The organism is Streptomyces arenae (assembly GCF_022343545.1).
In the GTDB taxonomy this organism is placed as follows: Bacteria; Actinomycetota; Actinomycetes; order Streptomycetales; family Streptomycetaceae; genus Streptomyces; species Streptomyces humi.
In genome coordinates, this window is record NZ_JAKQYH010000050.1 from 77,916 (window position 1) to 92,516 (window position 14,601).

The following is a 14,601-nucleotide window of genomic DNA, read 5'->3' on the forward strand; positions in this document are numbered from 1 at the left end:
TTCTCCTTCGGTGGGGGGAGTTCAGGTGAGTCGGACGCTCACCTCTTCGAACTGCGCGGTGCCGAGAGCCAGGGGCGTGCGGGAGCACACCACCAGGCCCACGTGGTAGGGGGCGTCACCGAAGGTGGGGATCGTGCCCGAGGCGAGCGCGGTCCAGGTGACGCCGTCGTCGGTGGAGACGGCCGCGGCGAAGGCGGTCCCGGTGCGCTTCAGCCGCAGCAGCAGGGGCAGTCGGACGGTCGCGGCGCCGGTGAGGGCGGAGGCGCCGGCGACCGTGGGGCGGAGCATGAGCTGGGCGGTGCCGCCCGCGGTCACGACGGCCCCGGCCGCCTGGTCGAACGGCGACAGCGACTTGGCCATCAGCAGTCCGATCCGGTCGGCGGTGGCCCCGGAGCGGGACACCAGCCGGGCGGTGACCTCGCAGTCGCCGGTGACCTCCTGTCGTACGAACTGGCCGGTCATCGCTTGCGAGTTGACGTTGAGGTCCACTCCGGCGCCGCGCACCGTGAAGGTGCCGTCGGCGTGGACCGCGTCGCCCGGGGTGAGTACGGCGACGACCCCGAGGGTGCCGTACGCGCTCCGGTCGAGGACGACGTCGCCGAGGTCGCCGTTGGTCCAGGGCGCGGGCAGGGCCGACGGAGGGACCTCCGTGGGTTCGGTGGGCGTCGCGGTGCCGGCGGGTGCCACCGCGGTCACCGGTGCCGAACGCGGTCCCCGTCCCGCGCAGTTGGTCTTGGCGACGGAGTAGCGGTACGTCGTCCCGGACGTGCCGCTCGTGTCCGTGTACCGCACCCGGGTGCCGAAGCCGACCGCGCCCACGTCCCGGGCGAGGGTCCGGTACGAGCCGTGGGCACCGGGTGCGCGCAGGACGGTGTAGCGGGCCGACGGGTCCGGATCGGTCCAGGTCAGCCGGGTCCCGGCCGGGTCGGCGGCGGCGCGCAGGTCGGTGGCGGCGCGGGCGGGGCGGGGCACGCGCCACACCGTGCCGCCGCTCCCGGACACCACGCTGACGTTGTCGAAGGCGCCGGTGCCGGTCTCGGCGTACTCCTCCTCGACGCCCAGACAGGAGGTGAGGACGAGCCCGGCGTACGCGGTACGCGGCAGCGCGCACACGGTGGACCCGACCTCGGTCCATCGCACCCCGTCCGCCGAGATCGCCCCGGTGCAGTGGTCCCCCTCCCGGGTCACCCGCACCCAGTACGGGGCCCGGAGCCGGTAGCCGTCCCCGGCCCCTTCCACGTACGGGGCCGCGAGCGGGGTCGCCGACTCGGGCAGCGCGCCCAGGTCGGAGATCGGGAAGCCGGCTCCGGTGGTGATCGTCATCTGCTGGCTGGGCGGCACCGGTGTGCTCCCGGTCGCCGTGATCCCGGCACCGGCCGCGGGCCGTACGCTCCACACCCCGCTCCAGGTGTGCAGCGGCAGCCCCTGGATCAGCATCGAGGCATGGGCGCCGGCCGGGTCGAGCGAGCCCCTGAGCATGACGCCGGTCTTCGCGTACTGCGAGCTGAGCGGCCAGACGACGCGGGCGGTGACACTGCCGTCGCCGTGCAGCGGCAGGTGCGCCAGGCGGTAGGTGTCCGCGGTGCCGCTCGCTTCCAGCACGAACCGCTCGCCGTCGAAGCGCGCGGATCCCGGGACGCGTACGGCGCCGAGGTCCTGGGTCCGCCAGGCGTCCGGGAGCCCCGCGGTCGCCGACGCGACGGCCGACGTCCCGCTTCTTCCCAGTGAGTTGGTGGCACGGACCGCGTAGTGGTAGGTCCGCCCGGGCCGTGCGCGGCCGTCCGTGTACGACGGCGACTCCGTGTCGGCGACTCGCTCGTAGGGTCCGTCGGGGTGTCCGGCGCGCCGCACCTGGTAGCTGGTCGCGCCGGCCGACGGCAGCCAGGACACCGTGACGGCCCGCTCGTCGCCGTCGGCCGTGACGCCCGCCGGTGGTGCCGGGACGCTCGGGTCGGGGGGCGTGGCGCCGGCGTAGGCGAAGGTGCCCCAGCCGGGCAGGTCGTCGTTGCCGCCCTCGACGACGCGGGTGCCGCCGGTGCCCCGGAGGACGGCCGCCGTGGTCCAGGGGGTGTCGAGGCCGCGCACCCCCGCGTAGTGGGCCTGGTACATCTCGTAGATCGGGGGCAGGGTGGAGCGGGAGACCGCCGACACCGTCTTCTTGATGTACTTGCCGGTGCGGTCGAGGTCAGGGGTGAAGGGGACGTCCTGGCCGAGGTTGTAGCGGGCGGCGTACTCGGCGTTGGCGAGGATGCGGTTGCCGTCGTGGGCCCAGAGGTCGACGCCCTGGTTCCAGGCGACCTGGGCCGCGTCGCCCATGAGGCCGACGGCGAGCTGTTCGTGGCCCTGGTCGCGGCCGGACTCCTGGCCCTGGCCCGCGTCGGTGACCACCCGGTGGCGGACACTGCCGTTGCCGGCGCCCGCGGCGGCGAACCGCAGGGCGTCCTCGAAGAGGGTGCGCTCCTCGCAGAACACGCCGATGGCCAGGACGGTCTGGAGAGCCGTCAGGTCCCAGTTGCCGTTGGCGTAGAGCATGTAGCCGGAGACGGCCGGATACCAGACGTCGAGGAAGGACGCCTCGCAGCGGGCGACACCGGCGTCGCTCCAGCCGTCGTAGCCGGTGTGCCGCAGGAGTTCGGCGGCGTTGGCGAACTTGAAGCCCTGCAGGCCCGCGCCGAGCGGGCCGTCGGCGCCGGTGACGACGGTGAGCGAGGCCGACCAGGCGTCGAGGATGTCGCGGGCCTTGTCGGCGTGCGCGCGGTCACCGGTGACGGCCCACAGGAGGGCGTTCTGGTAGGCGGCGGCCGAGTCGGCGACGGCCTGGTTCTGGAAGTTGGCGGGTCCGCGGCCCCAAGAGGTGATCTGGCCGCTGTTCTGGACGGTGTACGACGCCTGGGAACGGGCGTGGGCGGCCAGGGCGAGGTAGCCGTCGTACACGGGTGACTGCCTGTCCTCGACCGCGGACCGCATCCGGGCCAGGTCACCGGCCGAGTGCAGGAGGCCGGGGTGGGTGAAGGTGAAGGGGCGGCCGCTGTCGTCCCCGTCCGCCGCCCGGGCCGCCGCGGGCACGAACAGGGTGTTCGCGCCCGTGGCGAGCAGCAGGGCGCCGGAGGACCTCAGCAGGCCGCGGCGGCTGAGCGGGTTCACCGGGCGGCCGCCTCCGCCTCGGCGGTCGTGATGAACCTCAGGTTCGTCACGTGCTCGTTGGCGAACCACTGGACGGTGTCGGTGGTGTAGTACCAGCTCGGCTTCTTCATCGAGTCGGCGATGACGACCCCGTTGACCACCAGGTTCTCGAAGGTGACGTTGTCGATGCCGTGCTCGGCGTCGTAGCCGAGGAAGAGCGACGGGTTGGCGCGGGTGCCCGTGTAGGTGAGGTTCTTGACGTACACGTCCTGGATGCCCCGGCCGACCGAGGTGTTGTACTTCGGGTTGTACATGACCTTCATGTAGATGACCTGGCCCCAGCGGAAGTCTTCGATCCGGACGTCTTCGATCCGGACGTTCCTGATCAGGTTGGAGTCACCGGGGTTGAGGGCGATGCACCCCTGGTAGTTCATCTGGGGTTCGCGGTGGTCGAGGATGTCGAGGTTCCTGATGACCAGGTTCTCGATGACCTCGGGGGCGTCGGTGTTGCCGTGCGTGCCGATGTTGACCGGGTGGGCGACGTCGGCCCACAGGGAGCAGTTCTGGACGGTGATGTTCCGGGTGTCGCCGTAGTAGTCCCAGCGGTGGGCGTACACGGCGATGCAGTCGTCGGAGTTGCGCAGGAAGCAGCCGTCGATGAGGACGTCGCTGGAGGAGAAGATGTCGATGCCGTCGCCGTTGCCCTTGGAGCTGAAGCCGCGGACCTTCCTGATGCGGACGTTCTGGGCCTCGCCGAGCGTGGCGATGTAGTTGCCGGGGTTCATGATGATGACGTCCTCGACCCGGATGTCCCTGCTGCCCTCGCACAGCACGCCCTGGCCCGAACTGGCCCAGATCATGCCGTGCCCCCTGAGGGCGGCCTTCTCCACGTCCTTGAAGTACACGGTCGCCTTGAGGACGGCGCCGCCCGCCAGGTAGACGGTCTTGCCGCTGGGGACGGTGAGGACCCCGCCGCTGACGGTCCCCACACCGGGGCCGAAGTAGATGACGTCGGGGTCGTCGGCGGCCGGGGCGTGGTGCTCGACCCGGTTGGTGACGACGTGCAGGCAGTCGAAGATCTCGTCGTTGATCTGGACGACCAGGTCCTTCGGCTCGTCGAGGGTGAACCGCAGGGTGTCGCCGAGGAGTTCGGGCCTGATGCCGTACGAGTCCGGTCTCACCCGGGCCTTGGTGGTGCCGCCCTTCAGGTACGTCACCTCGATCTCGACGGAGCACTGGAAGTCGAAGTACACCAACGAGGAGTTGTAGACCTTGCCGCCGCCGGTGCCGGCGTTGATCTCCTCGAACTGCGGCCGGTAGACGTCCAGGGTCTGCCAGTCCCCGGCCGGGGAGGTGCGCACCCGGACCTGGAAGCTGGTGTTGGTCGGCACGGCGGACGGACGGGGGTAGGTGACCAGTCGGGGCGCGGGGCCGCGGCCCTCCGCGTGCGCGGCGGCCGCGGTCGGCCCGCCGGACAGTCCGGCGGCGAGCGCGGTGGCTCCGGCGGCCTGCAGAGCGGTACGGCGGGACAGGGGAGCGTTCATGGGTGACTCCTTGCGGCGAACGGGTCGGCGGGCGGGACTACTTGAGACCGGACGTCGACATGCCGGCGACGAAGCCGCGCTGGGCGACGAGGAAGACCAGCAGGATGGGGACGACGTACATGACGGAGGCGGCGGCCTGGAGATGGGTGACCGGCTGGCCGGCCTCGGTGACGTAGGTGGTCATGACGGCGACCGCGAGCGTGGTGCGGTCGGTGGACAGCAGCAGTTGCGGAGCGATGTAGTCGCCCCAGGTCCAGGTGAAGGCGATCACGAAGCTCGCGGCCAGCACCGGCCAGGACTGCGGCAGGAAGATCCGCCAGAAGATCCCGGCGTAACCGCAGCCGTCGACGATCGCGGCCTCCTCCAGCTCACGCGGCAGCCCGGCGAAGAACTGCCGGAAGAGGAACACCAGATACGGGGTGGCGGCCAGCCCCCACAGCACCCAGGGCCAGTAGGTGTCGACCATGCCGAGCTTCGCGAAGATCAGATAGGTCGGCAGCAGCGTGACCATCTGGGGCAGCATCATCGAGCCGAGCAGAACGCCGAACAACGCCTTCTTGCCGGGCGCGGTCAGCCTGGCGAAGCCGAAGCCGACCCAGGCGGAGCTCAGCGTGACGAGGGTGGCGTAGACCGTGGCGATGATCAGGGAGTTGCGGGCGTAGCCGAGGAAGTCGATGAGCTGGTAGGCGTCGGCGAAGTTGTGCCACTGGACGTGGCCGGGCAGCCAGTGGACGGGGGACGCGGCGAGTTCCGTGGGGGTCTTGAGGGCGGTGAGGACCAGCCAGCCGAAGGGCCCGAGGAAGAGGCCGGTGATCACCACCAGGACGGTGTAGAGGACGACGCGGCGGCCGTGGATCCGGGCCCGCGGCCCGGGGAGGGTGGCGGTCACTTCTTCGCCTCCGGGTCGACGTTGTAGAACACCACGCCGGACGTGGTTCTGAAGATGACCGCGGTCACCAGCAGGATCAGCACGAAGAGCACCCACAGCAGCGCCGAGGCGTAGCCGTAGCGGCCGAGCGCGAAGTACTCCGCGAAGACGTGCATCATGTAGAGGTAGTTGGACTGCGGGATGGCGGTGACGCCCGCGGTGGTGCCGTCCGGGGCCAGCAGCAGCGGCATGATGGTCTGCACCGAGGCGATCACACCGGTCACGGTCTGGAAGAGCAGGACCGGTGACAGCAGCGGCACGGTGACACCGCGGAAGCTGCGCCAGGCACCGGCACCGTCGATACGGGCCGCCTCCAGGAGTTCCCTGGGGATGTCCTGGAGCCCGGCCAGGGAGATGATCATGATGTTGCCGGCGGCCCACAGCACGGTCATCAGCAGGACGTAGCGGGCGTGGGGTCGGCCAGCCAGCCGACCGCGTCGAAGCCTAGACCGGTCAGCACCCCGTTCGCGGCGCCGGAGTTCTGGTCGAAGAGCCATTTGAAGGCGAGGCCCGCGCCCACCGGCGGCACCACGGCCGGCAGGTACAGCAGCGTCCGGAACCATCCGCGTGCCCGCAGCGGCCGGTTGACCAGTACCGCGAGTCCGAGACCGGCGACGATCGACAACGGGACCGAGGTGACGGCGAACAGGCCGGTCCGGCCGAGCGCCTGCCAGGTGACCGAATCACCCAGTAACTCGCGGTAGTTGGCGAGCCCGACGAAGCGCCAGCGGGGCGAGAGACCGTCGAAGGTGGTGAGGCTCAGCCACAGGGCGTAGCCCATGGGAGCGACGGTCAGCAGCAGGAAGCCGATGATCCAGGGCGCGGTGAAGAGGTAGAAGGCGCGGTGCCTGCGCGCGGTCATCGAGGAACGGGGACGCGCCGCCGTGCGGGTCCGGCCTTCCGCCGTGCCGGTCCGGCCCCGCACGGCGGGTATCCGCTCGACGCTCATCCCACCTGCTCCTTACCGCGCTTGAGCTGCTCGTTCATGGTCGAGTTCAGGCGCCGGGCGAGGGTGTCGACGGACATCTCGCCGCGCATCGCGGCCGGGGCGGCCTGGTTGAAGAGGGCATCGAGGGAGTCCGTCCGGGCGTACGGCGTGAAGGAGATCACCGAGAAGTGCTTCAGTTCGGCCTCCTGCACCTTCAGCACGTCCTTCTGGTAGCTCTCCTGACGCGGCATCAGAGGCCGCAGCGACTTGAGCGTGGGTATCCCCCAGCCACCCGACGCGCGTGCCTTCGCCGGCGCCTCGCCGAAGAACCACTCGAAGACCCGCCAGGCCGCGTCCTTGTTCCTGGCCTTCTTCGGCATCCACATCCCGGTGCCGCCCTGGCACGAGCTGATGCGCGGACCGCCGGCGAAGACCGGGGCCGGAGCCAGCCGGGAGACGGCGGCGAGCTTCTTGTCGGTGTTGATCAGACCGCCGAGCCAGTAGCCCGAGTTGGACATGGCCATCCGGCGGGCCTGGTAGGTGGGCCCGTCCCAGCCGTTCGGGTCGGGCTGGACGAGACTCGGCCCGACCTTGGCCCGGCACAGCTCGATGTACCAGTTCAACGCCTTGCGGGCCTCGGGGGCGGTGAAGTCGATCCGGGAGAAGTCGGCGCTGAAGAGGCTGCCGCCGGCCGACGCGGTCAGTCCGGCGAGCAGGGTGGAGGCGCCGAGACCGTTGTAGCTGCCGCCGAACACGGTCGTCTGGCCCTTGCTGGTCCGGGTCAGCCGCTTCGCCTTCGCCAGCCACTCGTCGAAGGTGACCGGCTCGGTCTCCGAGGGGTGGCCGACGCCTGCGCTGTCGAACAGGACGGTGTCGTACCAGTACATGGAGTCCTGGGAGAAGTCCTTGGCCATGCCGTAACGGGGCCCCTTGCCCTGGGTACGGCCGTCGTAGCGCCACAGGTCGTTGACCGGGTCGAGGTCATCGACCCTGAGGACGCTGCTGCGGGCGAAGTAGGAGTCGAGTTCCTGGGCCACACCGCGGGCGGCGAGGTACGGCGTGTCGACGGCGCCGACACCGCGCACCAGGTCGGGCGGGTTGCCGCTGGTCATCATCGCGATCAGCTTGGTGATGTCGTAGCGCACCGAGTTGATGCGGATGCCGAGTTCGTCGTGGGCCTGCCTGACGAGGTCCGCGCTGACGTCTTCGGCCTTGGCCATGAGGGTGACGGTCTCGCCCGGGCCGCCGACGCTTCCGGACACCGGAAGGGCGCAGCCGCCGAGGACGGCCGTGGCGGCGGCGGCGCCACCGAGCGCGAGTAACCGGCGCCGGCTCACCGGGGCACGGGCGTGCGTCTGCATGGACTTCCCACTCTCTTCACGGAGGTGACAGGACGTCGGCTCGTTTTGGCAACCGGTTGCTATGGGCGGTGAGGGGAGCTTCAACCCGTAAGCAGGCACCGTCAAGAGGAGTGACGAACTTTCGAAAACCGTTCGGCGGCAACCGGTTGCTCTTGCGTACCGGTTGCTGCTCACGGGCCGTTCGACCGACCGTACGTCGAAAGATTCCGACTCATACCCCTTGCTGGGAGCGGCTGAGCCGTCCTACTGTCCCGTGGAAACCGGTTTCTAAGGCCCTGCCGAGCCGCCGCCCTCCTCCCCGAGAGCGCCAACCTCCGAAGGAACACGGTCAGATGAACTCCACCAGGTTGGTCCGCGTCGCGATCGCGGGCCTCGCGTTGTCAGGTCTGCTCACCGCCTGTGGCGGACCGGGCTCCGGGTCCGGCGGCTCCGACGCGGCCTCCGGTCCGGTCACCCTGCCCTTCTGGGGCTGGGCGAACGGCCAGGAAGCCGTGGTGAAGGCGTTCAACGCCGCCCACAAGGACGTCCAGCTGAAGTACACGAAGGTCACCGACCAGCTGACCATGCAGAAACAGCTCACCAACGCGGTGAAGGCGGGCAACGCGCCCTGCCTCGTGCAGAACACCGCCGAGTACGTGACGAGCTGGGTCGCCCAGGGCGCCCTAGCCGACATCACCAAGTACGTCGGCGCCCACAAGGACACGTTCAACCCGGGTTCCTGGTCGGCCGCGCAGGTGCAGGGCAAGCTCTACGGCGTCCCCACCAGCTCCTCGCCGAACTTCACCATCTACCGCACCGACGTCTTCCAGAAGTACGGCCTCAAGGCGCCGGCCACCTGGGACGACTTCATCGCGGCCGGCAAGGTGCTCAAGAGGCACGGCGTCAAGATCACCAACTACGCGGGCGAGGACCCCAGCACCCTCGAAGTCCTCGCCATGCAGGCGGGCGCCCACTGGTACGCCATCGACGGCGACTCCTGGAAGGTGGACTTCCAGGACGCGGGCACCCTCAAGGCCGCCCAGGTCATCCAGCAGATCATCGACGACGGCCTGGACTCGAAGCTGTCGTTCGCCGACTACGCGGCCGTGCAGCGCAACTACGACGACGGCGGCACCGCGACCCGGCAGATCTCGACCTGGCAGATGGCCGGCATGGTGCAGAACTTCACCAAGTCCTTCGGCAAGTGGGCCCTCGCCCCCTGGCCCGCCTTCACCGGCGAGGCCGCGAAGACCCCGGCCGGCACCAACCTCACCGGCGGTGTCACCCTCGTCACCAAGCAGTGCGGGCACCCACAGCAGGCAGCCGAGGCCGCGTTGTGGATGTCCACGAACCCCGGCGCGGTGCGGACGATGGCGAGCCCGACCACCGGCAACGGCGTGCTGCCCGCGCTGGCCGACAGCGGCGCCTACGCCGACGAGGCGATCTCCCAGAAGCTGCTCGGCCCGAACTACGCCCCGGCGAAGAAGGTCGTCACCGACAGCCTGGACACGGTCACCACCGACTGGACCTTCGGCCCCGACTGGACCGCCATGTTCACCGAGCTGCAGAGCGGCTGGGCGAAGGTGGTCAGCAAGCAGCAGGAGGTCACCGACCTGCTCGCCCACATGCAGCAGTGGACGGTCGCCGACCTGAAGTCCCGCGGCATCAGCGTCAAGGGCTGAGGCACGGATGGTCCGCTCCCAGCGCTGGAAGGGCGCCGCCTTCACGGTGCCCTTCCAGCTCGGTTTCGTCTTCCTCTACCTGGTCCCGATCGGCTACGCCGTCCACGAGTCCCTCTACCGCTCGCAGTCCTCGGGGCTGGGCCTGGGCGGCACCACGGACGAGTTCTCGGGCCTCGCCAACTACCGTCAGGGCCTCGCCGACTCGGCGTTCCTCGGCTCGGTGTTCCGCGTACTGCTGTTCGCCTGCGTCCAGATCCCCGTGATGCTCCTGGTCAGCCTGCTCCTGGCGCTCTTCCTCGACACGCTGGCGTCCCGGGCGGCCGGCCGTTTCCGGGTGCTGCTGCTGGTGCCCTACATGATCCCGGGCGTGGTCGCGGCGATCGTCTGGATCAACCTCTACAGCCCGGACGTCGGCCCCCTCACCCCTCTCGGCAAGGTGTTCGGCCTGACCTGGAACTTCTTCGCGCCGTCGATGGTGTGGCCGGCCATCGGCAACCTGCTCACCTGGCACGGCATCGGCTACAACATGGTGATCATCTACTCGGCGCTCCAGGGCGTCCCGCGCGAGCTCTTCGAGGCGGCCCGGCTGGACGGGGCGTCCGAGCGCCGCATCGCCCTGAGCATCAAGGTCCCGTACGTCCGGGGCGCGCTGGTCCTCACCGGCATGCTGTCGGTCATCCAGATGCTCCAGCTCTTCAACGAGCCCGCCCTGTTCCGCAACGTCACGCCCCAGACGGTGAGCGACGGCTTCACCCCGATCATGGTGATCTACAACCAGGCCTTCAACGCGGGCAACTACCACTACGCGGCGGCCCTTTCGGTGCTCCTCGCGCTGATCCTCGGTGTCGCCTCCTTCCTCTTCTACCGGCTCACCTCGAAGGAGGCCGACTGATGGCACTCACCGAGGAACGGACCAGGACCCGTCCCGTGCGCCGCATCAGCAAGCCCGATCCGGCGGCCCGCTCCCGGGGCGGTCAGCGTTTCCTCCTCGTCGGTCTGGTCCTCGCGGCCGCCTACAGCCTCTTCCCGGTCTGGTGGCTGCTGGTCGCCGCGACGAAGGACCGTACCGCGCTCTACCAGAGCAACGGCCTCTGGTTCTCGGGCTGGCACCTCTGGAGCAACCTGCACCAGGTGTTCACCTACGAGAACGGCATCTTCCTGCGCTGGACGGCCAACTCCTTCCTGTACGCGGGAGTCGGCTCGCTCGGCGGCACGCTGGTCGCCCTCGCCACCGGCTACGGCCTGGCCCGCTTCGAGTTCCCGGGCCGCGGCCTCGTCTTCGCCTGCGTGGTCGGCTCCTTCCTGGTCCCGATCGCGTTGCTGACCCTGCCGCTGTACCTGCTGTTCTCGAAGACCGGCCTGGTGGACACGCCCTGGGCGATGCTGATCCCCTGCCTCGTCAACCCGTTCAGCGTGTACCTCGCCAAGGTCTACACGGAGGCCACGGTCCCCTACGAGCTGCTGGAGGCGGCCCGCATCGACGGGGCAGGCGAACTGCGCATCTTCTGCTCGATCGTCCTGCGGATGATGACGACCGGCGGCGCCACGGTGTTCCTGCTGGCCTTCGTGAACACCTGGAACGCCTTCTTCCTCCCCCTCACCGTGCTGCGCGGCGAGAAGAACTGGACCCTGAACCTGGGCCTGTACAACTGGTCCGGAAAACGCCTGGAATCCGGGGTCGACCTGACCGGTCTGGTCCTCACGGGCGCGCTCCTGTCCATCGTCCCGATGGCGGTCATGATGGTCGCGATGCGCCGCTACTGGCGTACCGGCGTCACCCTGGGGGCTCTCAAGTGACGGTGCTGCACAACCCGGTGATCCGCGGCTTCGCCCCCGACCCGTCGCTGGTCCGCGCCGGGGACTGGTACTACCTGGCGAACAGTTCCTTCGAGTGGTTCCCGACGATCCCGATTCACCGTTCGCGCGACCTGGCGCACTGGGAGTACGCCGGTCATGTCGAGGGCGCGGCTCCCGGCGGCACCCTGGCCGGGGTCCCCGACTCGGGCGGCATCTGGGCGCCCTCCCTCAGCTGGGACGGCGAACGGTTCTGGGTGGTCTACTCGGTCGTCCGCTCGGTCGGCACGCCCTACTTCGACCAGGACACCTACGTCAGTACGGCGACGGAGGTGACCGGGCCCTGGTCTCCCCCGCGCCGCGTCCCGAGCCACGGCTTCGACCCCGCGCTGTACCACGAGCACGGCCGGCTCTGGCTCCTCAACCTCCAGAACGACCACCGCCCCGGCGGCCGGCGCTTCGCGGGCATCGTCGCCACGGAACTGGACCGCGAGACGCTCGCGCCGGCCGGCGCCACCCGACTCCTGTTGCGGCACGACCGGTTGATCGAGGGCCCGAAGCTGCTGAAGCGCCAGGGCTGGTACGTCCTGGTCCTCGCGGAGGGCGGGACGGGTTTCGAGCACGGGGTGCGGGTGGCCCGGAGCCGGCACCTGACCGGCCCCTACGAACTGGACGAACACCCGCTGCTGACCGCACGGGACGACCCCGAGTGGCCGTTGCAGAAGGCGGGACATGCGGAGTTGGTCCAATCGCGCGACGGCGACTGGTACTTGAGTCACCTGACGGCACGCCCGCTACGAACGCCGGAGGGCCCGCGATGCCCCCTCGGCCGGGAGACGGCGATCCAGGCGGTGACCTGGGACGCGGACGGCTGGCCGAGACTCCGGCACGGGGACGTACGTCCGGCGGTGACTGTGGACGTCCACGAGGGACAGCGCCCCGCCAGCGGTGCGGGGCCGCCTTCGACATGCGGCTACCGCCAGGCGCGCGCGACCAGCCCCCACCGGCCCGCGGACACGCACTACTACACCCTCCGCTCCTCACCCGGCCCCGCCACGATCGACCCCACCTCCCGCCCCGGCTGGCTACGCCTCCGCGGCCACCACGGCCCCGACTCCCTCTGGTCGCACAACCTCCTCGCGCACCGCGTCACCGAACACCGCACAGAAGCCCAGGTGACCCTCCAGGCGACCCCTGCCGCCTTCACCCAGTCCGCGGGCCTGCTCCTCTGGTACAACACCTCGGCCTACTACGCCCTGGACCTCACCTGGGCGGAACCGGACGGGGAGGACCAGCACGGCCAGCAGTGGCAGGGCACCGGCCGTACCGTCCTCGCCCTGACCACCCGTGACGGCGCGGAGACCGCCCGCCCCGCGGTCGTCGAAGTGGCGGCGGGCACCGCCCTGACCCTCGGCGTCACGGTCCACGCCACGGAGGCCCGCTTCTGGTACGCGGCCGACGGCGCCCGCCTCCCCGTCGGCCCGCCCCTCGACTTCAGCCGGCTCTCCGACGACCACGGTCCCCGTCTCCGCTTCACCGGCGCAATGGTGGCAATTCACGCCGTAGACCTCGTGGACGCCTCCTTCACCGCGGACTTCGCGGACTTCCGAGTCAGCTGCATATCTGAAATACCTGAATAAGCCGACCGCCTTTTGTTCGAAGTTTCGAAAGTTACGCCGCCGTCGATCCCGTGATTTCCCAGGTCTTCACGCCGTGTTGACGCGCACCTATCGTAGGAAGCGCTTACTACACGGCTTGCACGCAGACCGCGGAAGCAGCGTTGGTCGCAACTTTCGTTACTTTCGTTGGCCCAACGGCGGGCCGGAGAGGCGGGTTTCCCCATGGTCCGTGCCGGGAGTACGAGCGTGGCGACGGCCGGTCCGACCCTGGCGGTGGTGGCCCGCGAGGCGGGCGTCTCCGTGCCGACCGCGTCGAAGGTGGTCAACGGCCGCGACGACGTGGCCCCCGAGACCCGCCGCCGGGTCACCGAGGCCCTCGAACGGCTCGGCTACGTCCGCCGGCCGCGTTTCGACGCGACGAAGGCCCCCGCCCTGATCGACCTGGTCGTGCACTCGCTGGACAGCTCGTGGTCGGGAGCGGTGCTGCACGGGGTGGAGGAGGCGGCGTACGAGGCGGGTCTGGAGATCGTCGTCTCGGCGGGGCTGGCCCGGACGCGGGCCGGCCGTCCGGAGCGCGACTGGCAGGACAGGCTCACCGCGCGCGGCTCCTCGGGCGTGCTGTTCAACCTGGCCGAGCTGACGCAGGCCCAGTACGCGTGGCTGGACCACCACCGCATCCCGTACGTGCTGATCGACCCCGTCCACGAACCGCCGTCCGGTGTGGTGTCCGTCGGGGCGGCGAACTGGCAGGGCGGGGTGACCGCGACCGAGCACCTGATCGCCCTGGGGCACGAACGGATCGGAGTGATCGCCGGCAGCCGGCGCAAGATGTGCAGCGGCGCCCGGGTGGCCGGTTACCGCTCGGCGCTCGCCGCCGCGGGACTGCGCCACCGCGGCGAGTACATCCGGCACGCGGGCTTCGACGAGGGCACGGCCCGGCATCGTATGCACGAACTGCTCGACCTGGCGGAGCCGCCGACCGCCGTGTTCGTCTGCTCGGACCGGATGGCGCTCGGCGTGTACTCGGCGCTGGCCGAACGCGGCCTGCGGGTCCCGGACGACGTCAGCGTGGTCGGTTTCGACGATCTGCCCGAGGCGCGCTGGGCCGCTCCGGCGCTGACCACCGTCCGCCAGCCGCTGTCGGAGATGGCGGCGACGGCCTTGCGGCTGCTGGTACGGGTCATGCACGGGGACCGTCCCGAGGGCACCCGGACGGAGCTGTCGACGCGGCTGGTGGAACGGGCGAGCACGGCGGCCCCACCGGCCCGTTCGGCCGTACGACGGTGACCGCGTCCGCGTCAAGATCGTTTCCGGGGCATGAAACTCACCCCGCGTACCGCGGCTGCGGGCGCTCTGACCGTAGCCGCTCTGACCATGGCGCTGGGCACCGCCCACGCCACGACCCGGACGGTCGCCCCGGCCCGTCTGCACGCCACCGTGACCGCCCCGCACGACGAACACGACCCCAAGGAGGATGTGGAACTGGACGAGAACGGCCGCCCCGACCTCGGCGAGGACTGAACGCCCCCGAAGCGCGCCAGGGCGGCCGGACCGGGTCCGGCCGCCCTGCGGGGTGCGGTGTTCAGTCTCCGTGCGAAGTGCGGTGCGCGGTTCAGTCGTCGTGCGGAGTGCGGGGTGCGGTG

General features: G+C 70.3%; 10 protein-coding genes and 1 pseudogene. 6 read left to right on the forward strand and 5 right to left on the reverse strand.

Annotated elements, in window-relative coordinates:
* Positions 1-21: 21 nt before the first annotated feature.
* The 5 genes and pseudogenes from MB828_RS22100 to MB828_RS22120 form a co-directional block, all read right to left on the reverse strand.
* The gene (locus tag MB828_RS22100) at positions 22-3,144 is read right to left on the reverse strand and encodes an alginate lyase family protein (protein WP_301649699.1); all 3,123 of its coding nucleotides are present in this window, start codon (positions 3,142-3,144) and stop codon (positions 22-24) included.
* On the reverse strand, positions 3,141-4,667 hold the full coding sequence (locus tag MB828_RS22105) for a glycosyl hydrolase family 28 protein (RefSeq protein ID WP_301649700.1): 1,527 nt from the start codon (positions 4,665-4,667) through the stop codon (positions 3,141-3,143). The genes MB828_RS22100 and MB828_RS22105 overlap by 4 nt, the downstream gene beginning before the upstream one ends.
* A 37-nt stretch (positions 4,668-4,704) precedes the next feature.
* Complete coding sequence (locus MB828_RS22110; RefSeq protein WP_301649701.1) at positions 4,705-5,556, reverse strand: carbohydrate ABC transporter permease; 852 nt, start codon at positions 5,554-5,556, stop codon at positions 4,705-4,707.
* Positions 5,553-6,544, reverse strand: a pseudogene (locus tag MB828_RS22115) (carbohydrate ABC transporter permease). The gene MB828_RS22110 and the pseudogene MB828_RS22115 overlap by 4 nt, the downstream one beginning before the upstream one ends.
* Positions 6,541-7,884 carry an extracellular solute-binding protein gene (locus MB828_RS22120; RefSeq protein WP_301649702.1) on the reverse strand — a complete coding sequence of 448 codons (1,344 nt, stop codon included), beginning with the start codon at positions 7,882-7,884 and terminating at the stop codon, positions 6,541-6,543. Before MB828_RS22120 ends, MB828_RS22115 begins: the two are co-directional and overlap by 4 nt.
* A gap of 332 nt (positions 7,885-8,216) precedes the next feature.
* On the opposite strand from MB828_RS22120, the gene MB828_RS22125 reads away from it, so the two are divergent.
* The 6 genes from MB828_RS22125 (at position 8,217) to MB828_RS22150 (ending at position 14,479) form a co-directional block, all read left to right on the forward strand.
* Entirely contained in the window at positions 8,217-9,545 is a 1,329-nt protein-coding gene (locus MB828_RS22125; RefSeq protein ID WP_301649703.1) for an ABC transporter substrate-binding protein, read from the forward strand.
* Positions 9,546-9,552: 7 nt separating this feature from the next.
* Entirely contained in the window at positions 9,553-10,437 is an 885-nt protein-coding gene (locus MB828_RS22130; protein ID WP_301649704.1) for a carbohydrate ABC transporter permease, read from the forward strand.
* The gene (locus tag MB828_RS22135) at positions 10,437-11,342 is read left to right on the forward strand and encodes a carbohydrate ABC transporter permease (protein WP_301649705.1); all 906 of its coding nucleotides are present in this window, start codon (positions 10,437-10,439) and stop codon (positions 11,340-11,342) included. The genes MB828_RS22130 and MB828_RS22135 overlap by 1 nt, the downstream gene beginning before the upstream one ends.
* Positions 11,339-12,979 (forward strand): family 43 glycosylhydrolase, encoded by a 1,641-nt coding sequence (locus MB828_RS22140; RefSeq protein WP_301649706.1) that lies wholly within the window; start codon positions 11,339-11,341, stop codon positions 12,977-12,979. Before MB828_RS22135 ends, MB828_RS22140 begins: the two co-directional genes overlap by 4 nt.
* A gap of 201 nt (positions 12,980-13,180) precedes the next feature.
* Complete coding sequence (locus MB828_RS22145) at positions 13,181-14,245, forward strand: LacI family DNA-binding transcriptional regulator (RefSeq protein WP_301649707.1); 1,065 nt, start codon at positions 13,181-13,183, stop codon at positions 14,243-14,245.
* A 30-nt stretch (positions 14,246-14,275) separates the two neighbouring features.
* Positions 14,276-14,479, forward strand: a complete 204-nt coding sequence (locus MB828_RS22150) for a hypothetical protein (RefSeq protein WP_301649708.1) — start codon at positions 14,276-14,278, stop codon at positions 14,477-14,479.
* The last annotated feature ends 122 nt before the right edge of the window (positions 14,480-14,601 follow it).

Coding starts and splice junctions, on each gene's coding strand:
- MB828_RS22105 (WP_301649700.1), bottom strand. CDS start 4,667: ATGAACGCTCCCCTGTCCCGCCGTACCGCTCTGCAGGCCGCCGGAGCC.
- MB828_RS22120 (WP_301649702.1), bottom strand. CDS start 7,884: ATGCAGACGCACGCCCGTGCCCCGGTGAGCCGGCGCCGGTTACTCGCG.
- MB828_RS22125 (WP_301649703.1), top strand. CDS start 8,217: ATGAACTCCACCAGGTTGGTCCGCGTCGCGATCGCGGGCCTCGCGTTG.
- MB828_RS22130 (WP_301649704.1), top strand. CDS start 9,553: ATGGTCCGCTCCCAGCGCTGGAAGGGCGCCGCCTTCACGGTGCCCTTC.
- MB828_RS22135 (WP_301649705.1), top strand. CDS start 10,437: ATGGCACTCACCGAGGAACGGACCAGGACCCGTCCCGTGCGCCGCATC.
- MB828_RS22145 (WP_301649707.1), top strand. CDS start 13,181: ATGGTCCGTGCCGGGAGTACGAGCGTGGCGACGGCCGGTCCGACCCTG.
- MB828_RS22150 (WP_301649708.1), top strand. CDS start 14,276: ATGAAACTCACCCCGCGTACCGCGGCTGCGGGCGCTCTGACCGTAGCC.